Genomic DNA, 21,558 nt, shown 5'->3' on the forward strand with positions numbered 1-21,558 from the left:
ATCGCTAAATTTACCCTTTGTTAACCATGATTAAGCAAGGTGGCCGTCAATGCACCATGCCTCCCCGGTGCGCATCTGAGCGATGCGGCTCATGCCCTTCAAGGATCGAGAATGCCCGTAATTTCCTTTGCCAACGCCAAGGGCGGTGCCGGAAAGACCACCGCAGCACTTTTGCTCGCCACCGAACTGGCCGGTCAGGGCCACCGCGTGGCAATCATCGACTGCGACCCGCAGCAGTGGATCACCCAGTGGGCGGAGATTTCGGGCCCGCTCCATAATCTGGAGGTGATCTCGCAGGTGTCCGTCGCGTCCCTGCAGTGTCATCTGCGAGAAATGCGGGATCAGGTTGATTTCTTCGTTATCGATCTAGCGGGTGCGAGGGACGCACTTGTAACGACCGCGATCGGCCTTTCGGATCATGTCATGATCCCCGTCCAGGGTTCGGCAATGGATGCCAAGGGCGCGGCGCAGATCCTCGACCTCCTGGCCATGATGAAGGAAAAGGCCAATCTTGCCATTCCCCATTCCGTTGTCCTCACCCGCGTCACGTCCATGGTCACGACAAAGGCGCTTCTGGCGATCAAGGGGCTTCTTGCTGCCCGCGGCGTGAACGTCCTGAACACGCCCATCGGCGAACGCATCGCCTTCAAGGAACTCTTCGAGACAGGGGGGACGCTGCGTACCCTGGATGCCGCAAGAGTGAGCAACCTCGACAAGGCGCGGGAGAATGCCGCCGCCTTCGCCCAGGAGGTGGTGCGCCTGATGCCGGCAAGGGTTGTCCGCTCGGGAAAATCGCGGCTGGTCGCCTCAGGACGCTTGGCAGCCTGAACTGACTGTAAGACCTGCTCCCACGAAGAGGGCGCCAAAGGCGCCTTTTTCTATTCCACGAACTCGACGCTGACGCCGGGCTTGACCATCTTGGCCAGTTCGGTCGCGTCCCAGTTGGTCAGCCGGATACAGCCGTGGCTGTTTGTCTTCCCGATCTTCGACGGCTCCGGCGTCCCATGGATTCCGTAGCTTGGCTTGGAGAGGGCAATCCAGACCGTTCCGACCGGCCCATTCGGTCCTGGCGGAATCTGCAGGATCTTGTCGTTGTTGCCCTGCTTGAAGTTGACCTTGGGATTGTAGGTGTAGCCCGGGTCGAGCGCTACGCGTTCCACCGTATGGGTCCCCGTGGGCGAGGGGGTGTCGGTCGAGCCGATCGTGGCCGGATAGGCGGCGATCAGTCCGCCGTCTTCACCATAGGCGAATACCTGCTTCTTGCTCTTGTCGGCGACGATGCGAGTGACGTTACCCTTCTTCGGCTGTCCGGGATTGACGACCTTGATGATCGTGCCGGGGATAGAGAAGTCCTTGCCCGGGTTCAGGGCCTTCAGGTAGCTCTCGTCCATGTGGAACTGCTCGGCGAGCTTTTCGCTGGTCGAGGTATAGGACATGGCGGGCATCTGGGCCTTCTGCCCGTAATCGTCCGGAATGGATGCGACGAAGGGGCCTGCCGCATCGGCAGCCGTGATCGTGTAGTCGACGATCGGCAAGCCGCCGGAATAGGCGAGCCGTTGCAGGATGTCCTCGGAGTTGTTGGGATCGAGCGTTTCGCCCGTCATCTCCTGCCACGCGGCGATCGCCTTGTTGACGTTATCGCCCAGATGGCCGTCGATGACGCCGGGAGAGATGCCCTCCCGGTCGAGGAAGACCTGCAGGGCGGCAATCTCTGCCTGCGGCTTCTTGGTGACCGCGATGATAGGCTTCTCCGCTTCCATAGGCCGGGCCGGTTGCCGATCGCGCTCGATAGACGCGAAGTCATCCTGCGGTTCATCCGGGAAGGGCTGATCCTCAAGGGGAAGCCGGGTAATGGAGCCGCGATCCGGCACGGTGCCGGTTATTTCTCCGGGCTCGCCTGGACGGTATTCGCGGTAATCCCGGTATCCTGCTTCGTCGCGGTAGCGGCGATAGTCCGAGGGTGGGGGCGGGTACCGGTCGATGCTGCGCGAACCATAGCCGTCCCGTGGCACTTCTGTGGCTATCACCTCACCATATCGGTCGATGATTATCCGGCGGCCCGAGCGGTCGCGGGTGATCACGACTTCGCCCTGTTCCGGCACATAATCCAGGATGCTGCCGTCGGGTGCGACGAGAAGCGTGTCGCGAGCGTATGGATCGTAGATCACCTGGGCCGAGACCATCGAAGCGCCCTGCGCCACCAAGGCTGCAATACCGAGACCAGCAGTGAGAAGCCGTTTCACGTTGTCACCGACCTTCTTGTTGAACATGAATGAAATCACCGAACTGGATAAACGTTCCGGCCGGTACTTCGCCTGCCACAGACAAGCGAATTTTGACGCTAGTGTGAAAAAGGTGAATTCGCGGTGAACGTGACGTTAACATTCGATCACGTTCTGGTAACGGAGTCGTTCTCGGATCTGGAGAAGTGAAATGAAGGTCTTTTCCGCAGCTGCCGGTCCTCGCCTGTTTCTGGACCACACTTCCGTCCTCGACATTGGCTCCTGTTTCGTCGGCAAGGTCGATATCGCTCCGGGGCGGGCGATCCCGGATGACGGTGATCCGAGGATAGATCACTCCCTTGAGGGTTTCCTTTTCACCTGCGGCCCTGACCATATCCGCCATCCCGAACCGATCGAGGGCCGAAAGGATGGGAGCAGGTACCCCTTACATGGCTCCTTCTCCTCGCATCCTGCGCAGATCCTCTTCTGGGATTGCCAGGACGGGGATGCCGAGTGCCGGGCGACGGTTCCGGTCGGTCTTGCCGACGGGGGGAACGCGCTCCTCGAACGTCATTGGCGCATCGACGGCGAGAGCGGGGAAGTGTGCCTCTCCGATCGCCTCACCAATACAGGTACAAAGTCGTTTCCGCCGCTCCACATGTATCACATGAATATCGGAGCCTGGCTGTTCGACAGTGAGGTCCGACTGAGCGGCAAGATGGTGGAAAACGGCAGCCTTCCCTGGAACTTCGGGGAGGATCCGGGCGGTGTATTCTGTGTTTCCGCGGTGCAGGAGGGGGAGGACTGGGCTGAAATCGCGCTGGGACCGATTGCGGCCATCGGCGGTCTCACGCTCAAGGTGAAGTTCCGGACAGACACGCTTCCGTGGCTGCAGATATGGCGCAACCAGCAGGCTCCGGCACACGTGCTGGGCATTGAGCCGGTTTCGCACCGGTGGGTCGGTCGCCACGAACTGGCAGAGCGCGGGGAACTGCAGCCGCTGAGACCTGGCGAGAGCATCGACTACGGCCTGCGCTTCTGCTTCGCCTGAGCCCGGCTCGATTGACGCCCTGCCGGCTGCGGCGTAAGTGATCAACCAAGACAACGAGCCGGAGGAACGAGCCCATGGATATCCGCCAGATCAACGACGAATACGCCGTGACCGGACAGATCCGGATCGAGGATCTCGAAGAGATCAGGGCGATGGGATTCAAGTCGATCGTCTGCAATCGGCCGGACGAGGAGGAGCCGGGCCAGCCGCGCTTCGCAGATATTGCCGCCAAGGCGGAAGAGCTTGGCCTTGAGGTGAAGCACGTACCGGTCGGTCGCATGGGCGTCGACGCGCAAGCGGTTAACGGCATGGTGGACGCGCTCGATGAAATGCCGCGGCCAATGCTTGGCTATTGCCGCTCCGGCGCCCGCTCCACGGCGATCTACGAAAAGAGCCAGCATCTGCGCGGCTAGTCTTCCCGCGGCCGGTCCCTCCGGCCAGTCTTTAGCTTGAAACCTTCCAGGAGCATTTATGAGCATCAAGCGCATCGAACAGGGCGCCCGCATGAGCGGCGCTGTCGTCCACGGCAACACCGTCTATCTCTCGGGCCAGGTGGGCGAGGGTGAGACGGTCAAGGAGCAGTGCGAATACGCGCTGCGTGAAGTCGATCGCCTTCTGGCTGCCGCAGGCTCCGACAAGTCGAAGATCCTGCAGACGCTGATCTATCTATCCGACATGTCCTACTTCGCCGAGATGAATGCTGTCTGGGAAGCCTGGGTCGATCCGGCCAATACGCCGGCACGCGCGACCAGCGAAGCCAAGCTCGCAGCGCCGAAGTACAAGGTCGAGTTCACGGTTACCGCCGCTATCTGAGCCGTGACAATCCGAATCCGGAAGCCGGCGCATCTGTCTGATGCGCCGGCTTTTCTTGTATCAGGATTTTTCGCGGATCTGCGTCAGCGTCCGGGTCGGCGTGATCGCCTCGGCGTCGAGCTTGATCTCGATGATCGATGGCTTGCCGCTCGCTCGTGCCCGTTCGAAGGCTGCAGCGAAGTCTTCGGTCTTCTCGACCAGTTCTCCATGCCCGCCATAGGCCTTGGCGAAGGCGACGAAGTCTGGGTTCACGAGGTCGGTTGCGCTGACGCGACCGGGATATTCCCGCTCCTGGTGCATGCGGATCGTGCCGTAGGTGCCGTTGTTCACCAGCACTGTAATGATCGGCAGGTTGTAGCGAACCGCGGTGATGAATTCCTGGCCGTGCATCATGAAGCAGCCGTCCCCGGCAAAGCAGATTACCTCGCGCTCTGGGAAGAGCTGCTTGGCGGCCACCGCGGCAGGCAGGCCATAGCCCATCGATCCGGACGTCGGAGCAGCCTGGGTGTTGAACTTGCGGAAGCGGTGGAAGCGGTGGACCCAGGTGGCGTAATTGCCGGCACCGTTGGCGAAGATCGTGTCTTCTGCGGTGTTGGCGTCCAACCATTCCATGATCGGGCCCATCTGCACCGATCCTGGTCCTGTCTTCGGCGGTGTCGACCACTTCAGGTAGGCATCATGCATGGCGGACTTGCGCTCGGCCCAAAGCGGTGCTGCCGGCGGATCGAGCTCGGCCAGCGCCGCGGTGAACTCGGCAGGGGCAGCGCAGATCGCCAGATCCGGGCGGTAGACGCGACCGAGTTCCTCCGGGTCAGGATAGATATGGACGAGCTTCTGCGCGGGGTAGGGGATGTCGATCAGGGTGTAGCTTGACGACGGCATTTCCGACATGCGTGCGCCGACGAGGACGAGCAGGTCGGAGTCCTTGATTTCCCTTGCCAGTGCCGGATTGATACCGATACCGACATCCCCTGCATAGCTCGGGTGCAGGTGGTCGAACAGCATCTGGCGCCGGAAGGAACATCCCACCGGGACCTTGAAGCGGCTGGCGAACTCCTCGAACCCGGCGACAGCCTCTTCGCTCCAGCGCGTGCCGCCGAGGATGAACATCGGTCGCTGCGCTTCCTTCAAAAGGGCCTCGAACTGCTTCATCTGGCTGGGGCCGGGATGGGCCTCCACCGGCATGTAGGGCTGCGCCGCGGGAGCCTCGACCTCGTCCACCAGCATGTCTTCCGGTAGGGTCAGCACGACAGGGCCGGGGCGTCCCGAGGTTGCGACGGCGAAGGCACGTGTGACGAATTCCGGGATACGGCGGGCATCATCGATCTCGCCGACCCACTTGGCGAATTCGGTGAAGGCCCGACGGTACTCGACTTCCTGAAAAGCTTCGCGCTCGCGGGCGTCACGCTGGACCTGTCCGATGAACAGGATCATCGGGATCGAATCCTGCCGGGCGATGTGCAGGCCCGCAGACGCATTAGTTGCGCCCGGCCCGCGCGTCACCATGCAGATGCCCGGTTCGCCTGTGAGCCGGCCCCAGCAATCGGCCATCATTGCCGCGCCGCCTTCCTGGCGGCAGACGAGGACGTCGATGCCGCTGTCATAGAGCGCATCGAGGACTGCCAGGTAGCTTTCCCCCGGCACGCAGGAGACACGCTTGACGCCGTTCGCCTTCAGTGCCTCGACGATCAGTTGACCACCGGTCTTCATCGGTTCTTCCCCTTCATTTCGATAGAATCCAGTTCCGCCAGCACGGTGGCGGTATGTTCGCCAAGCCCTGGGCTCGGCCGGCCGTAGCGCAGCGGTGTTTCCGACAGCACGATCGGGCTGCGTACGCTCGGGATGGGCGTGCCGTCTGCTGCCTTAAGATCGACGCGCAGTCCGCGCGCCTTGATCTGCGGGTCGTCGAACATCTCGGCGATGGTATTGATCGGCCCAGCCGGCACAGCATTGTCGCCGCAGGCTGCCAGTAGATCTGCCTTGGTCCATTTTTCCGTCTCGACCAGGAGATTGCGACGAACCTCGACCCGGTTGGCGACGCGGGCCTTGTTGGTGGCGAAGCGCTCGTCGTAGGCGAGGTGTTCCACGCCGAGGAGCGTGCAGAAGCGCCGGAACTGCCCGTCATTGCCGACCGCGAGGATGATGTGGCCGTCGGCGACTGGGATCACCTCATACGGACTGATGTTCGGATGTGCGTTGCCGAGGCGGGAAGGGGCCGTGCCTGAGATCAGGTAGTTCATGTTCTGGTTCGCAAGAACGGCCGACATCACGTCCAGCAGCGCCATGTCCACAAGCTGGCCTTCGCCCGTCTTCATCGCGTGGATCAACGCCGCCTGGATGGCGGTGACGGCATAGGTGCCTGTGAAGATGTCGGCGATCGCCACGCCAGCCTTCATCGGCTGGCTGTCCGGTTCGCCGGTGATCGACATGAAACCGGACATGCCCTGGACGATGTAGTCGTAGCCGGCCAGGCTGGCATAGGGACCATCCTGCCCGAAGCCGGTAATGGAGCAGTAGACGAGCTTCGGGTTGATCGCCTTCAGGCTTTCGTAATCAAGGCCGTACTTCTTCAAGCCGCCCAGCTTGAAGTTCTCGATCACCACGTCGGCGGTCGCCACGAGGCGGCGAACGATCTCCTGTCCTTCCTCCGTCTTGAGATCCACCGCAATCGAGCGCTTGCCGCGGTTGGTGGAGTGGTAGTAGGCGGCGGACAGGTTTTCGCCGTTCTTGCCCTCGACAAAGGGCGGTCCCCAGGCGCGGGTGTCGTCGCCTCCGTCGGGATTCTCAACCTTGATCACGTCGGCGCCCATGTCGGCCAGCATCTGTCCGGCCCAGGGGCCGGCGAGAACGCGAGCGAGCTCGATGACGCGGATGCCGGCGAGCGGCGGTTTCTTTCGGGTATTCTGGGTCATGGTGTGCTGATCCGGGACGCGACCGAGGTTTCTGCGGCCGTTACGGGTTTGGCTGCGACGCGCCGTTCGCGCCAGATGATGTAGAGGCCGGAGCCGATGATGATCGCGATGCCGAGCCATTTCACGGCGTCCGGAAAATCCCCGAAGACGAGCCAGCCAAACACGGTTGCCGAGACAATCTCGAAATACTGGAGGGGGGCAAGCACGGAGGCCGGCGCGACACGATAGGCGTAGACGGCGAGAATGCCGGAAAGCGCTGCGAAGAAGCCGACGCCGAGCAGCCAGAGAAGGACGCTTAGGTCAGGCATCGAGGGAGCAAGGAAGTCCACCTCCGCCATGTCTCCCACCAGAAGTAGCAGGGCGCAGATCGGGATGCCCCACAGCGACATCTGGAACTGCATCGCCCAGGGGTTCTCACGCGGCGCGAGCGCCCTGGTCATGAGTGCAAATACCGCAACACAGAAGGCGGTGATGACCGGCAGGATGGAGATCAATCCAACCTCTTCAAAGCTAGGGCGGATCACGATCATCGCTCCGATGAAACCAACGCCACAGGCGGTATAGCGTCGCCAGCCGATCGTCTCGCCGAGGAAAATGCTGGCGAGAATGGTCAGGATGATCGGTTCGACGAAGAAGATGGCGATTGCGTCTGCAACCGGCATGACGGCGAGGGTGGCAACGAAGCAGATCATGGACAGGGTTATGATCGCGGCGCGCACCGCATGGTAGGCACTCATGCGCCACGAGAAATTCCGCCAGAGCCCGTTCCACAGCACGATCGGCAGCATGAACAGGGCCTGGAACAGGAAACGCGCAGCGGTGATCATCGTGGGTGATGTCGTGCCGGTCGCGAGCTTGGAGAAGATATCGATCAGAGGTGCCGCCAGCATGGCCAGCAGCATCAGCAGGAGGCCGTTCACGATGGTCGTCGTGGGTGCGGATGGCGTGGCGAGGCCACCGGCCTGTGAGGTCATGCTTTCCACTCTTGCGCAATGCGGAGCGCCCGACGCCGCTGCCGCGCATAACCTATATCCAACCAGGAGAGCGAAGGCACTTGAGGAAATGTCATTAGTTCATTCCGTTTGAGAGGCGACTGCGGCCCGGGCCCAGTACACGAAATCGTCCATCGCCTCCCGCCGGACAACCTCCTTCAGCGTTTCATGACGCGTGCCCGCCCAGATCCGGCTGGTGACCCGCTGGAAGCCTTTCCGGCGGAACTGGTCGGCAAGCCACCGGATTTCCCGCCCTCTGTTGGTCGCTGGGTCATCTTCCCCACCGACGAGGTGGATCGGGAGACCCCTGGGCAGTCGACCGAGAACCGTAGGCCCCCGGAACGTGAGGCGAAGGATATCGAGCCAGAGCGATATGCTGGCATCGAAGCCGCAGAGAGGGTCGGCGAGATAGGCATCGACCTCGGCGGGGATGCTGTTCAGCCAGTCGGATTCGGTCCGCCAGTTCGGTATCGAGCGACCCCAACTGCGGAAGGTGGCTCTCGGGAGAATGGCGCTCGGGACGTCGGCCCCCATCAGCGCCTTTTCGATATGTAGCACGAGCTTCGCGAGACGGCCCGCCGCCCCCTGGTTGAAGTTGGAATTCCAGATTGCGAGCCCCTGGTATCCATCCGGATGATCGCCTGCGGCATTTAAGGCGATGAGACCTCCCATGGAATGGCCGAAGAGGATCACCGGGAGGCCTGGATGAGCATCCGTTGCAAGATTTCGCATCGCCCAGACATCATCCAGGACCTTGGCCACGCCATCGCGCACGGCAAATCGGCCCTTGACGGCATCTGCAGCCGTCGTTGCGCCGTGCCCGCGGTGATCATGGGCATAAACGTGGAAGCCGTTGGCGCCGATTGAATGCGCGAAGTCGCCGTATCGACCGGAATGCTCGACCATTCCGTGGCAGATCAGGAGAACGCCGCATGCGGCGCCGGAGGCCGCCTGGTGATGATAGGCGAGGCTTGCGCCCGTGGGGCTTTCCAGCCGCCTGGTTTCCTCGAACATTCTTCCGCCCCCTCTGCTCGCGCATTGCTCCCGGCGCCCGTTTCGCCTAGATAGCGTCCAAACCCCCAGACGCCGGAGTACTTTTCTGATGGCACGTCAGTTCATTTATCACATGGCCGGACTGAACAAGTCCTACGGCAACAAGAAGATTCTCGAAAACATTCACCTGTCCTTCTATCCGGATGCCAAGATCGGCATTCTCGGCCCGAACGGCGCCGGCAAGTCGACCGTGTTGAAGATCATGGCGGGGCTGGACAAGGAGTGGACCGGCGAGGCCTGGCTCGCCGAGGGCGCCACGCTCGGCTATCTGCCGCAGGAGCCGCAGCTCGACGAGAGCCTCAACGTCTTCGGCAACGTCATGGAAGGTGTCGCCGACAAGAAGGCGATCCTCGACCGCTACAACGAGTTGATGATGAACTACTCCGACGAGACGGCGGAGGAGGGTTCCAAGCTCCAGGACATCATCGACAGCCAGAACCTCTGGGACCTGGAAAGCCAGGTCGAGATGGCGATGGAGGCCCTGCGCTGCCCGCCGGGCGACGCGACCATCGATAATCTTTCAGGCGGCGAGAAGCGTCGCGTCGCGCTTTGCCAGCTGCTGCTGCGCCAGCCCGACCTGCTGCTTCTCGACGAGCCTACCAACCACCTCGACGCCGAGACGATCGCCTGGCTCGAAAAGCACCTGCGCGAATATCCCGGCGCCATCCTGATGGTTACCCACGACCGCTACTTCCTCGACAATGTCACCGGCTGGATCCTCGAGCTCGACCGTGGTCGCGGCATTCCTTACGAGGGCAACTATTCCGCATATCTCCAGGCCAAGGCAAAGCGACTGGCGCAGGAAGAGCGCGAGGAAGGCAGCCGCCAGAAGGCGCTGTCGCGCGAGCAGGAGTGGATTGCCTCGAGTCCGAAGGCGCGTCAGGCGAAGTCCAAGGCCCGTATCCGCGCCTATGACGAACTGGTTGCTGCGGCCGAGAACCGCCGTCCCGGCGAAGCCCAAATCATCATTCCGGTCGGCGAGCGGCTCGGCAATGTCGTCATCGAGGCGGAGGACATCTCCAAGACCTATGGCGATCGCGTGCTCTTCGAGAACCTGAGCTTCAAGCTGCCACCAGGCGGAATCGTCGGTGTGATCGGACCGAACGGCGCCGGTAAGACGACGCTGTTCCGGATGATTACCGGTCAGGAAAAGCCGGATACCGGCTCGATCAACATCGGCGAGACCGTCCACCTCGGCTATGTCGACCAGAGTCGCGACTCGCTCGATGGTTCGAAGAATGTCTGGGAAGAGATTTCCGGCGGCAACGACATCATCAAGCTCGGCAAGTACGAGATGAATTCCCGCGCCTATTGCGGCGCCTTCAACTTCAAGGGTGGCGACCAGCAGCAGAAGGTCGGCAACCTGTCGGGCGGCCAGCGCAACCGCGTGCACCTCGCCAAGATGCTGAAGGCTGGCGGCAACGTCCTGCTGCTCGACGAGCCGACCAACGACCTCGACACGGAAACGCTGTCGGCTCTGGAGGACGCACTGGAAAACTTCGCCGGCTGCGCCGTCATCATCAGCCACGACCGCATGTTCCTCGACCGCCTGGCGACCCATATTCTCGCCTTCGAGGGTGACAGCCATGTGGAATGGTTCGAGGGCAACTTCGAGGACTACGAACAGGACAAGATCCGCCGGCTAGGACCGGAATCGGTCAACCCGAAGCGGGTCACCTACAAACGGCTGACGCGCTGATCTGCACTATAATGCCTGCTGACGGGCCGCCCATGGGTGGCCCGTTTTGTATTTACGATGTTCGTCAACGATGGCGGACGATTTGAGGGTTGCCTTATTGTCAAATGAGATATAAACATATCTTTATATCTTGATTGCGAAGGCGATTATAATGGGGCATTCCCTCGATACCTTGGTGGACGTCCTGAAAACTGCCGGTGAACCCACGCGCTTCCGCCTGCTCGCGCTGGTGGCCGCCGGCGACCTCACCGTCACTGATCTTACGGAAATCCTTGGCCAGTCGCAGCCGCGCATTTCCCGGCACCTGAAGCTGCTCGCCGAAGAGGACCTGATCGAGAGATATCAAGAAGGAGCCTGGGCCTATTTCCGTCTCAAGCGAGAGGGTACGGCGGCCGCGCTCGTCCGGACGTTGCTCACTGCCGTTTCCATCGACGACCCGATTCTCGCACGTGACCGGGAGCGCCTGGCGACGGTGAAGCAGGCGAGGGCGGAACGGGCGCAGGCCTATTTCAGTCGTAATGCCGCCGAATGGGACGAGTTGCGTCGCCTGCATGTCAGCGACGCTGTGGTCGAGAAGGCACTGCTGAAGCTGGTCGGGCGCACCCCGGTAGATTCGCTGCTCGATCTGGGAACCGGCACGGGTTGGATCCTCCAGCTGCTTTCCGACGTCTATCGCCGTGCCGTGGGCATAGACGCTAGCCGGGACATGCTCTCCGTCGCCCGGGCCAACCTCGACAAGGCGGGTATCGTGAAGGCGTCTGTGCGGCAGGGCGATATCCTAAATCTGCCGCTCGACGGGCAGGATTTCGACCTCGTCACGATCCACCAGGTCCTTCACTTTCTGGATCAGCCGGAGCGGGCGATCGCCGAGGCGGCGCGCATCCTTCGTCCCGGCGGCCGTCTGCTGATCGTCGATCTTGCGCCTCACAATCTCGAATACCTGCGTGATGAACATGCTCATGTCCGGCTCGGCTTCTCTCACGAGACGATGGCCGAGTGGCTAGAGAAGGTCGGGCTTGATGTGCAGGAGGTTGTCGATCTTGCAGCCGACCGGCAGGGAGGCCCGTCGCTGACCGCGACTGTGTGGCTCGCGAGGGACCGTCGCCTGTTGATCGCCGACGCTCCCGCCGCCAAGGAAATGACTCCGGCCTGAAAGGACTGCCGCCATGACACCGACGCTCCCGCCGCAGAAATCCTTCGGGCTTTCGTTCGAGTTCTTTCCGCCGCGCTCAGCCGATATGGAAGGCCAGTTGTGGGACGCCGTCCTCGACCTCGGCGCCTGGAACCCCGACTTCGTTTCCGTCACCTACGGAGCTGGTGGCTCCACCAAGGCACCGACGCTTTCTGTCGTCCGGCGTCTCATTCGCGAGACCGCTCTTCCGACGGCCGCGCACCTGACCTGCGTGGATGCCTCCCGGGATGAGACGCGCAATGTCGTGGAAGACTTCCGCGCCGCCGGTGTGCGCCGGATCGTTGCCCTGCGAGGCGATCCTGCCAGCGGCGTCGGCACCCAGTACAGGCCGCATGCAGACGGTTATGCCAATGCGGCCGAACTGGTGGCGGGCCTGCGGGAGATCGGCAACTTCGACATCTCGGTCTCCGCCTATCCGGAGAAGCATCCGGAAAGCGCCGACCTTGCCTTCGATATCGAGATGCTCAAACGCAAGGCGGATGCCGGCGCGGCGCGCGCGCTGACGCAGTTCTTCTTCGACAACGATGTCTACGAACGCTATCTCGAGAAGGTGCGGGCCGCAGGCATCGATATGCCGATCGTGCCGGGAATCATGCCGATCCAGAACCTGACGCAGTTGAAGCGTTTTGCGGGACGTTGCGGGGCCTCAGTTCCTACCTTTCTCGACAGGCGTTTCGAGGGCTATGAAGAAAATCCCGAGGATCGCGCCAAGGTGGCCGCAGATGTGGCTGCCGAACAGATCGATGATCTCCTCGGTCGCGGTGTGACCGACTTCCACATCTACACGATGAACCGCTCCGGCCTCGTAAACCAGGTGCTGGAGCAACTGGGCCGGGCGCGGCGCGCCCAGGCGGACGCCGCGGCATAAAAGAAAACGCAGCCCAGGGGAGCTGCGTTTTCGAGAGGCCAAACTGTTATACAGGTGTCACGGATGCCAGATATGTCCCGATGCGGAGAGATTGTGGCGCTCAGATAAAGAGCATGGAAGCCACGAACACAAACGCTGCACCGACTACCAGGACATTAAGAGAGTATGCACGTCCCATGTCTGCCTCCTTGTGCTGACAGAGGGAGTGTATGTCGGAGTTTCCGCTCTTGAAAAGACTTTTCTGTATTGCAGCGCAGCACGCGCAGGGCGAAATCCTCAGGTGAAAATGAGCCAAGTGGTTGATTTTGCTAGCTGTTATCCGCGTTAATGTTGATGGATAAATCGTAAAATTTCGGTCGCCGCCTGTTAACGAACGATACAGAGTGTGAGCACGGGAAGCGTCTCAGCTGCTGCGCCGGCTGCGGCATGACCTCCCTGTCGCCTCCAGAATCCGTGCATCGAGGACCAGGAGGCCGAGTGCGATGAGGGCGAGCCCAACCATGTCCGTCAGGGCGAGTCGCTCGCCGAGAAAAAGCGCGCCGAGAAGGATTGCGCTCGGAGGAACAAGGAGCGTGACGAGTGATGTATTGGTGGCGCCGGCGAGGGTAAGGATCCGGAAGAACAGCAGATAGGCGAAGGCGGTGGATATCAGCGCGAGCGCGAGAATGGCGAGGATCGCCGTCGTGCTGGGAACGGGAAGCGTCCAGGGCTGGTCGGCGAGAAGGGCAAGCGGCAGCATCATGAGGGAGGATGCGGTCAATTGCCCGGTGGCTGTGACCGGAGCCGGTATCTGACGGAAGCGCTTGCCGAAGGTGCCGGCAACTCCGTAGCAGACCGCAGCCAGGACCGGCAGCGAGAGTGCCCAAAGCGGTGCATGCGCGGCAGACGTCAAGGCTGGACCGAGCAGAACCGCGGTTCCGGCAAGGCCGGTAAGGCATCCGACCATCTTCGCCGTCGTGAGTTTTTCGTCCGCCGTCCAGCGGTTGGCGATCAGCACGGTCCAGATCGGCGTGGTCGCGTTGAGAATGGAGGCGAGGCCGGCACCGATCTCGGTTTGGCCGAAGAAGATCAGCGTGTGGGGCAACGCGTTGTTGATGAAGCCCATGATCGCGAATTCGCGCCAGTGGCTGCGCAGTGTTGCGTAGAGGCCGAAGCGCCCGCGCAGGTAAATGTGCAGGGCCAGCGCCGCCAGCGACAGCCGCAGGAGGACGAGTGTGAAGGGCGGTACTTCCAACACGGCGATCCGCGCGAAGAAGAAGGACCCGCCCCAGATCAGCCCGAGAAGCATCAGCAGGGACCAAGAGGTCGTCGTCAGGCGAGGGGCGGAGGAGGTCATCGAGATTTCCGTTCGTGTAGCCAAACGCATAGTGGCGCCGGATTAGCGGCGCCACCCAATTCTTGCGAGCGGGTAGGTTTGGTCAAAGAGCCTGCAGCAGCTGTTGTGTCGGCCAGCCATCGGCCGGAATGCCGAGCCTCGCCTGCTCCTTCTGAACGGCACGACGGGTGCCGGAGCCGAGGATGCCGTCAACCTTGCCGACATCGTGCCCGAGGGACTGCAGCTTGGTCTGAAGGGCCTTCATCGCCGCGTCGTCCAGTCCCGCTTCGGGATTGCCCTTCTGGTAGGTTGGCGCGCCCATCAGCCGCGTGGCGAAATAGGCCGCCGAGGTGGTGTAAATGAACGACTGATTCCACTCGAGATAAATGTTGAAGTTCGGGTAGGTCAGAAAGGCCGGGCCATTGCGCCCCTGCGGCAGGACCAGTGCCGCAGGCAGGGAGGCGAACCCGGTATTTCCATCTCGCGGCTGAACGCCCATTGCAAACCAGTCGGAAGCCGGCACCTCGTTGCCGAGGCCCGTCTTCTCCCATGGAAGGTCGGCCGGCAGGGTGACTTCCTGTATCCATGGTTCGCCACGGCGGAAGCCGAGGCTCTGGATGAACTTCGCGGCCGTCAGGATGGCGTCCGGCGAACTTTGCTTGACGTTGACATGCCCGTCGCCGTCGCCGTCCACGCCATAGGCGATGATATCCTCGGGCAGCATCTGTACCTGGCCGATCTCGCCCGCCCAGGCTCCGGTATTGGTTGCCGGATCGAGGTCGCCGTGCTGCACCATTTCGATCAGCGCGAGCAATTGAGGCCGGAACAGCTCCGGACGACGGCAGTCATGCGCCAGCGTCACCAGCGCGTCGCGGGTGTTGAAGTCGCCCTGGACGACCCCAAAGTCGGTTTCCATCGCCCAGAATGCAGCAATAACTCCAGGGGCGACGCCGAACTCCTGCTCTGCACGCTGAAAGATATCTGCGTACTGCTTGATCTTCTGGCTGCCGATATCGAGACGCGCCTTGCTGACCGTTCGCTGAGAGAATTCCAGGAAAGTCTGCTTGAAGACACCCTGAGCCCGGTCGCGTGCGAGCACCTTCTGGTCGACCCGTGCGCCGGAAAGTGCGCGGTCCGCGACGTCGGCGGGAATGCCTTTCGCCACCGCTTCCGCCTTGACGCCCTCGAGGAAGACGCCGAGATCTCCGCCGCAGCTCTGGGCAGCTGCAGGCAAGGCGATGCCGCTCGACATGAGGGCCGCGAGGATCAGGCTTCGGACAGACGACATTCGGGTTCTCCATGCAATGAGTGGTGTCATCGTCTCGGCAATCATTGTGACGGAAGCACGGCGCGGGTAGCGCCGGGGTCCGAGCACTCCGTCAGTCGGTCACCGAAGCGACCCAAGCCTGCCAATTCTTCTGCGTTCCCGCAAAGACATTGATGTCCGTGTTGCCATTGACGCCCGGGACCACGCCGGTCGCGGTGTACTGCCAGAACGCCCAGGTTCTCGACGCATAGATGTCCTCCGGGTGCGCCGCGGTGGAGCGGACCCAGAAGTGGTAATCGTCGAAATGGCCGACGAGATTGTCCCGGTGGAAGTCGACGGTGGTGTAGATGATCGGCCGCTTGCCGTAATGGGCCTCGATCCGGTCCATGAAGCGCTGCAGGGAGGCACGGACCCTGGCGGGCGGCGGTCGCAGCTTACAGGTGGGGGAGGCGTGGTTCCATTCTGCATCCAGAACGGGGGGCAGGCGCACGGCTGACTTGGGCACGTTGCGGATGAACCAGTCCGCCTGTTCGTCGGCAGTCGAACAGAAATAGTAGAAGTGGTAGGGCGCGTGCGGAAGGCCGGCAGCAGCCGCGCCACGCCAGTTGCGCTCGAAACTCGAATCCACCCGGTCCTTGCCTTCCGTGGCCTTGATGAACGCAAAGGCGACACCAGACTTCCGCGCTGCCTGCCAGTCGATCTCGCCGTTCCACTTGGAAACGTCGATGCCGTGAACGTCGTGCAGGTGCGGGTGCCGCTGTCCGAAATCGACAGGATCGTTGTCCCCGAAACGCGGCTTCGCGATCGAGTCCGTACTGAGCGCGTCATAGGCGGCGACCGTGCAACCGCTGAGCAGGAGCGCCGCCGTCAGGAGCACGAGAGGGAGCCGGTACATGCGCATTCCGTCTGCTTTGTCAGGCGGCGCCGGAGCGGTCCTGCGGTTCTATTCTCGCGCCACATAACGCCGCAAAATGCGTCCGCTGGCAAGGGAGGTCGTCAGCCGCCGCGCTTTCGCAGGATCGCGTGCCAGGCATAGCCGCCGAAGATCTCTTCGAAGATCATGTCGGCGTCGGCTTGCTCCAGCCTTTCCTCCAGTGCCCTCTGCAAACCGGCGCGGGGCGTCACGTGGAAGCGTCTCAGCCACCCGACGAGGAACGACCGGAACCAGCGGGGAAGACCTTCCTGCTGGCCGAAATCGACGATGTGCAGCGAGCCGCCGGGGGCAAGGGCCGCGATGCCGGTATCGATCGCGCCCTCCCAATCGGGGATCATCGAGAGGGCGTAGGAGATCAGCACGCGATCGAAACCATCCGTACCGAAGTGAGCCGGGCTGAAACGGGTGGCGTCGGCGCGCAAGAATCGGGGATGGATAGCCCTGTCCTCGAAGTATCGGCGGGCGCTGGCGAGCATCTCGGCGGAGATGTCGAGCCCGTACAGACGGGCGTCAGGGTAGCGGCGATGAGCGGCAAGGAGGTTGCGACCGGTGCCGCATCCCACCTCCAGCAGTCGCCCCCTGGAAGGCAGCTGCAAACCTTCGATGGCCCGGTCACGGCCCAGGAGGTAGTATTTGCGCGTGAGATCATAGATGTGCCGCTGGTGGCGGTACATGCGATCCATGCGCACGGCGTGCGAAGCATCTTCCTGCCGGGCCTCAGTTTCCGTCATCCGCGCAACTCGTAGATGTGGAAGCCTCCGTAGATCGCCGACCGGTCCTGAAGCGTCAGTTCCTGCGACCTGTCGCTCAGATAGGCCCAGCGACCCAGGATCGCGCCGCGAACCCGCTCTTCCAGGATGCTGGGCTCGCCGGCGGTCCGGAAGATCACCCGTGCACCAGGCGCCGCGGTCCGTCCTATTTCCGCCCAGAGTTCGTTCAACTGGTCGTCCGTCATCCAGTCCTGGGCATCGAGAAGAACATACCGATCGACCGAGGCCGCTGGCTTCCTGGCGAGAAGTTCGGTGACGCTCGCATGATGGACAGCCACGCTGTCCACATTCTCCCGGATGGCGAGATAGTTTTCCGGGCGGAGATATGTCGGCGGGCAGCCCTCGCTCTTTTCGGGGTAGCGACGAGCAAAGGCCTGCCAGGCGAAATAATTGTCGCGCAGCGGAAAGTGGCATGCGAGCTTTTCCAGCCGCTGGCGCAGGATCGGTGCCATGGTGCGGTCCTCGCTGCTGCGGGCAAGTTCGTCATACTGCTGCGGAGGGATGCCGAGGCCGAAGAGTGAGCTTTTGCGGCTGGTCAGCCAGCGTATGAGGGGCTTGTCGAAAAGTGGCGCGATCTGCGTATCGAAGAAGAGCCGCTGTTCGCGTAGCGAACGCGTGTTGGAAAATTCGGTCAGGTCTACCCTGTGAAGGCGGGCGAGCAGGTGACCTGTGGCGATGAAGCGCCCGAGCAGGCCGCTGCGATAGATGTTCCGGTCGAAGGCGTCGATGCGGCGACGCCCATTCCAACGGCGCCGTTCCCAGTAGGAACGGGTCTGCGGATCGAGATTGGGTGCGAGAAAAATGTCGAATGATGCGCTGTTGCTGCGAACATTCTCCATTCCGAACATCCGCACGACGTCGGCCCGCGAAGGCAAGTGACGGAAGGCCGCAAGCTTCAGCCTGGTGAGCGCGATGTGATGCAGGTTGAGATCCACCACATCGATCCGGCCGGGTGACCGGCTGAGATAGGCGAGGACGTTGCAGCCACCGGAGCCGATGGTGACGAGGCGATGGCCCGACGTCAGCTCCATCGCCGCCATGTCCACGTCCGGGTCTTCCCAGATCTGCGGGTAGACGAGACCGGAGAACAGAATGCCGAACAGTCGCTCTGAAAAGCCCTTCCGGCTGAGGGGGCTGTGCTGCAGGAGCGCGTCCCTGAGCCGCTTGTTGCGAACATAGCCTGCGTCGTGAGTTACATGGGCCATCTCTATCCCCACCCTTGGCGATGCCGTCCAATAGCCCGCGCGTGCAACAGGTAGATGACGACTGTTGTGGCTAACTTCCGAGGCCCCTTTCGCCGGAGAACGTTTGCTGCTTGCATGTCGCGGCAGAAGAGGAGGCGGTGGATGCGACGTCTGCGCCAGGTGGGGAAGATTGTCGGTGTGCTGGCTGTCCTTGTGGTGGCCGGCGTCGCGCTCTGGCTTTACCTCGCACCACCGGCCTTGCTTCGTGTGGGAGCCGGATACTCGGCCAAGATCGTCTGCTCCAACCTGTTTATTGCCGGACGCGACGCCGAAGATGTGCTTGCGGTTGATGTCCAGGCGCCCGGGCATCCGCTGCTGCGGCTGATGGAAGTGGATCGGACGGAGCGGCGGGTGAGGGCGTCGTTGCTCGGTCTGTTCGCCGCCAACGAGGCGGTCTACCGCGATGGGCTCGGATGCGCGGTGGCGCCAGAAGGCGAGGTCTCCAACCTTTCCCTGCCGAACCCGACGGCTGCGCTATCGGATGCACCAACTCCTTGGCCCGCCGGAGAACAAGTTGAGTCGGATCTGGCGATTGCGAGACTTCTCTCTGACAGTGCTTTGACTGGCCCAGGTATGCGGGCGGTCGTCGTGGTCAGGAGCGGAAAAGTCGCGGGAGAAGTCTATGGGCAGGGCTTCTCGCCTGAGACGCCGCTGCTCGGCTGGTCGATGACGAAGACGGTCAATGCGGCCATCGTCGGCACGCTGATCCGGCAAGGACGCCTCTCGCTGTCCGACAGGGCGCTCCTTCCGCAGTGGCGCGGCGACGAACGGGGCGAGATCACGCTCGCGCAGTTGCTGGCCATGGAGGACGGTCTGGCCTCGAATGAAAACTATGGCGCTGTCACCGACGTGACGCGCATGCTGTACCTGGAGCCGGACATGGCGGCCTTTGCCGCCGATGCGCCGCTGGTGGCCGAGCCGGGCACGCGCTTCAACTATTCCTCCGGGAGCGCCGTGCTGATCTCGCGCATCTGGATGGACCGTGCCGGAACGCCATCTGCGGCGCTGGCCTATCCGCGCGAAGCGCTCTTCGATCCGTTGGGCATGGAGAGCGCGGTCATGGAAACGGATGCTAAGGGTACGTTCGTTGGCAGTTCCTACATGTATGCGACGGCGAGAGACTGGGCCCGTTTTGCGCTCTTCCTGCTTCAGGATGGCGTCTGGGGCGGCGAGCGCCTGCTTCCGGAGGGATTCGTCGCCCGGATGTCGGAGCCCAACGCCACTTCGGAGGGGCGTTACTCGATGATGCAGACGTGGCTGGCGGGAAGAGATGCGGCGGGACTGCCTGGTGACACCTTCTTCCTGCAGGGACATGACGGCCAGACGATCGCAGTGATGCCTTCGCGCAACATCGCAGTGGTCCGGCTTGGGCTCACGCCGCGGCGCGACGGCTATGAGGTCCTCCGCCTGGTACGAGAGGTTGTCCGGCTCAGCGAATAGCTACTGCTGCAGGACGTGCAGCATGCCCTTGCGCTTGGCGTCGTAGTAGTAGCCACGCGCGTATAGGCGGATCGCACTGTCGTTGCTGTTGTCGGCGACGAGCCAGGCGCCGCGCAGGTACTTTGTCGCGTACTTGATGTTCGTTTCGGCATCGAGCAGGCCTTCTGGCGGACCGGAATAGCCCATGGACTTCGCGGTCGCGTACTTGATCTGCATGAGACCCCAGTAGCCGTTCTTGTGGTAGGCCTTGGGATTGTAGCGGCTCTCCCGGTGCACGACCCGATGGATGAGGGATTCGGGAACCCCATAGATTCCGGCATAGCGCTTGATCAGCGCAGAAATCTCCGGCGGGCTCGCGGACGCCGTCCCGGGTAGAGGTTCGCCGGGTGCGGGCGGGAACTGCGTGCGGGTGTCTACGGCCTGCAGCGTCGCAAGAGCAGCCGGCTGCGAGGGCTTCGCGGCATAGGCGGTCGCGGCGATGTCCGGCCGCGGGATCGGAATCGCCGCCTGCAGCGCCGGCATGTCCGGCGTCAGCTCGTCTTCATCCGCCGCCAAGGCCTGTGTGCGGAGCTCGGACGTCGGGGCGGCCAGCGGCTCGGCGGAGGCGGGTGGCGCAAGCAGGTTCGCCGTTGAAGCGCCGACAGCCTGACCGGCCGGAAGCGCTACCGTCTGCAGGGCAGCGGCAGCTGTTGTTGTGGCGACCGGATTGATGGCGGCATAGGCAACTTGGGGAGCCATCTCCGGCGAAGCCATTGCTGCGGTCTGGATCGAGGCGACGGAAGGGCTGTCGGGTACGGCTATATGGATGCGTCCGGTCTTGGCCAGAGGTGCGTCGGGCATGGCCGCCCCCTCGGAGGCGGCTGCGACTTCGCTAGTCGCCTGCGCGGTATCAAGTGGCGGAGCCGGGGCCCCATCGTCGGGGGAGGGTATGCCCACTCGCGCCGTCTTGCCGGGCGAAGGTTCGACGCTGGAACAGCTGGCAAGCGCAGCCGTCACGGCAAGGGTGGCCAGTGCCGTGCGGCTCAGAAATCGGTTGATCGCCATTGGGTCGCTTCCATCATTCTTGTCGTCCCCGCCGCCCCGACGTCGCCGAACTAACAATTTCATTAACTGATTGCCCTTGGGCGGGCAAGATATCAGGCTGCAATACGCCGATAACCGGCGGTCACGGCACGCCGTGCGATAAATCGCGTGTGCATCTTGTGCGAGGCTGGTCCCGGCAGGGCGGGCCGGCGAATGCGCTCGAGCGCCCAACCGGGATAGATCACATGGACGAGGCATCCGGCCGCTGCTGCGACCAGGAACACCGCCTGCATCTCCATCAGCACCGCCATATTGCCCGACACTGCTCCAGCAAAGTGGACGAGCAGGGCAGCCAGCGCCACGACATAGCGCGCCGTCCTGAGGGGAATTCTCACCAGATGAACGAAGGTCGCAAGCCGCTCCTGTTCCGGGACGTTGTCATTGGCCGCACGCGGTCCGCGGGCTGCCGGCCCCTGGAAGGACCAGACGGCATAGAGCATGAGATAGGCGAGGCCGAGCCAGGCGAGAGACTCGACTGCGCCCGGCAGCAGCGCGACGACGATCACGATAGGAAGTTCTGCGATCGCAAAGGCGGCACCCAACCCGAGAGACACCGCGGGAATGGTGACTAAGGCCGTCCAACGGCCCTTGTGCTGGGCGTAGCGGGCGATCAGGCTTGCAATTGGGCCGGGCAGGAGGACGAACGCCAACGTGGCAGCGCAAAAGGCTATCCATGTCTCGATCGTCATTGCGTCCTCCCGAG

At 62.6% G+C, this 21,558-nt stretch carries 20 protein-coding genes; 8 read left to right on the forward strand and 12 right to left on the reverse strand.

What is annotated here, in order from left to right:
* The first annotated feature begins 111 nt into the window (after positions 1-111).
* Positions 112-828 (forward strand): ParA family protein, encoded by a 717-nt coding sequence (locus ACEPP2_RS04885; RefSeq protein ID WP_052638773.1) that lies wholly within the window; start codon positions 112-114, stop codon positions 826-828.
* Between the two features lie 50 nt (positions 829-878).
* On the opposite strand, the gene ACEPP2_RS04890 is transcribed toward ACEPP2_RS04885, so the two are convergent.
* A complete protein-coding gene (locus ACEPP2_RS04890) occupies positions 879-2,243 on the reverse strand; it encodes a L,D-transpeptidase (RefSeq protein ID WP_395516166.1) in 1,365 nt (454 codons plus the stop codon).
* Positions 2,244-2,433: 190 nt separating this feature from the next.
* On the opposite strand from ACEPP2_RS04890, the gene ACEPP2_RS04895 reads away from it, so the two are divergent.
* The 3 genes from ACEPP2_RS04895 (at position 2,434) to ACEPP2_RS04905 (ending at position 4,086) form a co-directional block, all read left to right on the forward strand.
* Positions 2,434-3,273, forward strand: a complete 840-nt coding sequence (locus ACEPP2_RS04895; protein WP_395515958.1) for a DUF4432 family protein — start codon at positions 2,434-2,436, stop codon at positions 3,271-3,273.
* Between the two features lie 74 nt (positions 3,274-3,347).
* Entirely contained in the window at positions 3,348-3,686 is a 339-nt protein-coding gene (locus ACEPP2_RS04900) for a TIGR01244 family sulfur transferase (protein ID WP_281976837.1), read from the forward strand.
* A gap of 58 nt (positions 3,687-3,744) precedes the next feature.
* A complete protein-coding gene (locus ACEPP2_RS04905; RefSeq protein ID WP_052638768.1) occupies positions 3,745-4,086 on the forward strand; it encodes a RidA family protein in 342 nt (113 codons plus the stop codon).
* Between the two features lie 60 nt (positions 4,087-4,146).
* On the opposite strand, the gene ACEPP2_RS04910 is transcribed toward ACEPP2_RS04905, so the two are convergent.
* The 4 genes from ACEPP2_RS04910 to ACEPP2_RS04925 all read right to left on the reverse strand — a co-directional run bounded on the left by ACEPP2_RS04910 (position 4,147) and on the right by ACEPP2_RS04925 (position 9,004).
* The gene (locus tag ACEPP2_RS04910) at positions 4,147-5,796 is read right to left on the reverse strand and encodes a thiamine pyrophosphate-binding protein (protein WP_395515959.1); all 1,650 of its coding nucleotides are present in this window, start codon (positions 5,794-5,796) and stop codon (positions 4,147-4,149) included.
* Positions 5,793-6,998: a CaiB/BaiF CoA transferase family protein gene (locus ACEPP2_RS04915; protein ID WP_395515960.1), complete on the reverse strand. Its 1,206-nt coding sequence runs from the start codon at positions 6,996-6,998 to the stop codon at positions 5,793-5,795. Before ACEPP2_RS04915 ends, ACEPP2_RS04910 begins: the two co-directional genes overlap by 4 nt.
* A complete protein-coding gene (locus ACEPP2_RS04920) occupies positions 6,995-7,972 on the reverse strand; it encodes a DMT family transporter (protein WP_395515961.1) in 978 nt (325 codons plus the stop codon). The genes ACEPP2_RS04915 and ACEPP2_RS04920 overlap by 4 nt, the downstream gene beginning before the upstream one ends.
* 99 nt (positions 7,973-8,071) lie before the next feature.
* A complete protein-coding gene (locus tag ACEPP2_RS04925; RefSeq protein WP_395515962.1) occupies positions 8,072-9,004 on the reverse strand; it encodes an alpha/beta fold hydrolase in 933 nt (310 codons plus the stop codon).
* Between the two features lie 88 nt (positions 9,005-9,092).
* Between ACEPP2_RS04925 and ettA the strand changes: the two genes are divergently transcribed.
* The 3 genes from ettA (at position 9,093) to metF (ending at position 12,802) form a co-directional block, all read left to right on the forward strand.
* Complete coding sequence (ettA, locus tag ACEPP2_RS04930; protein ID WP_281976843.1) at positions 9,093-10,742, forward strand: energy-dependent translational throttle protein EttA; 1,650 nt, start codon at positions 9,093-9,095, stop codon at positions 10,740-10,742.
* Between the two features lie 151 nt (positions 10,743-10,893).
* Positions 10,894-11,895, forward strand: coding sequence for an ArsR/SmtB family transcription factor (locus ACEPP2_RS04935; RefSeq protein WP_395515963.1), 1,002 nt, complete (start codon positions 10,894-10,896; stop codon positions 11,893-11,895).
* Between the two features lie 13 nt (positions 11,896-11,908).
* Entirely contained in the window at positions 11,909-12,802 is an 894-nt protein-coding gene (gene metF, locus ACEPP2_RS04940) for a methylenetetrahydrofolate reductase [NAD(P)H] (protein ID WP_395515964.1), read from the forward strand.
* A 403-nt stretch (positions 12,803-13,205) separates the two neighbouring features.
* Here the strand turns inward: metF and ACEPP2_RS04945 are convergent, their stop codons facing one another.
* The 5 genes from ACEPP2_RS04945 to ACEPP2_RS04965 form a co-directional block, all read right to left on the reverse strand.
* Positions 13,206-14,138, reverse strand: a complete 933-nt coding sequence (locus ACEPP2_RS04945; RefSeq protein ID WP_395515965.1) for a DMT family transporter — start codon at positions 14,136-14,138, stop codon at positions 13,206-13,208.
* 82 nt (positions 14,139-14,220) lie between these two features.
* Positions 14,221-15,405, reverse strand: a complete 1,185-nt coding sequence (locus ACEPP2_RS04950) for a lytic murein transglycosylase (RefSeq protein ID WP_395515966.1) — start codon at positions 15,403-15,405, stop codon at positions 14,221-14,223.
* Between the two features lie 91 nt (positions 15,406-15,496).
* Positions 15,497-16,279, reverse strand: a complete 783-nt coding sequence (locus tag ACEPP2_RS04955; RefSeq protein WP_395515967.1) for a glycoside hydrolase family 25 protein — start codon at positions 16,277-16,279, stop codon at positions 15,497-15,499.
* A 101-nt stretch (positions 16,280-16,380) separates the two neighbouring features.
* Positions 16,381-17,049 (reverse strand): class I SAM-dependent methyltransferase, encoded by a 669-nt coding sequence (locus ACEPP2_RS04960; protein ID WP_142587937.1) that lies wholly within the window; start codon positions 17,047-17,049, stop codon positions 16,381-16,383.
* A complete protein-coding gene (locus ACEPP2_RS04965; RefSeq protein ID WP_395515968.1) occupies positions 17,046-18,293 on the reverse strand; it encodes a DUF3419 family protein in 1,248 nt (415 codons plus the stop codon). Before ACEPP2_RS04965 ends, ACEPP2_RS04960 begins: the two co-directional genes overlap by 4 nt.
* Positions 18,294-18,434: 141 nt before the next feature.
* Here ACEPP2_RS04965 and ACEPP2_RS04970 point away from each other — a divergent pair, with 141 nt between their 5' ends.
* A complete protein-coding gene (locus ACEPP2_RS04970; RefSeq protein WP_281976849.1) occupies positions 18,435-19,772 on the forward strand; it encodes a serine hydrolase domain-containing protein in 1,338 nt (445 codons plus the stop codon).
* On the opposite strand, the gene ACEPP2_RS04975 is transcribed toward ACEPP2_RS04970, so the two are convergent.
* Together ACEPP2_RS04975 and ACEPP2_RS04980 are read right to left on the reverse strand one after the other, a co-directional pair.
* Complete coding sequence (locus tag ACEPP2_RS04975; RefSeq protein WP_395515969.1) at positions 19,773-20,816, reverse strand: transglycosylase SLT domain-containing protein; 1,044 nt, start codon at positions 20,814-20,816, stop codon at positions 19,773-19,775. It abuts the gene before it with no gap.
* A 92-nt stretch (positions 20,817-20,908) separates the two neighbouring features.
* Positions 20,909-21,544: a LysE family translocator gene (locus ACEPP2_RS04980; RefSeq protein WP_395515970.1), complete on the reverse strand. Its 636-nt coding sequence runs from the start codon at positions 21,542-21,544 to the stop codon at positions 20,909-20,911.
* Positions 21,545-21,558: the final 14 nt, after the last annotated feature.

The organism is Pseudorhizobium flavum (assembly GCF_044142885.1).
In the GTDB taxonomy this organism is placed as follows: domain Bacteria; phylum Pseudomonadota; class Alphaproteobacteria; order Rhizobiales; family Rhizobiaceae; genus Neorhizobium; species Neorhizobium flavum.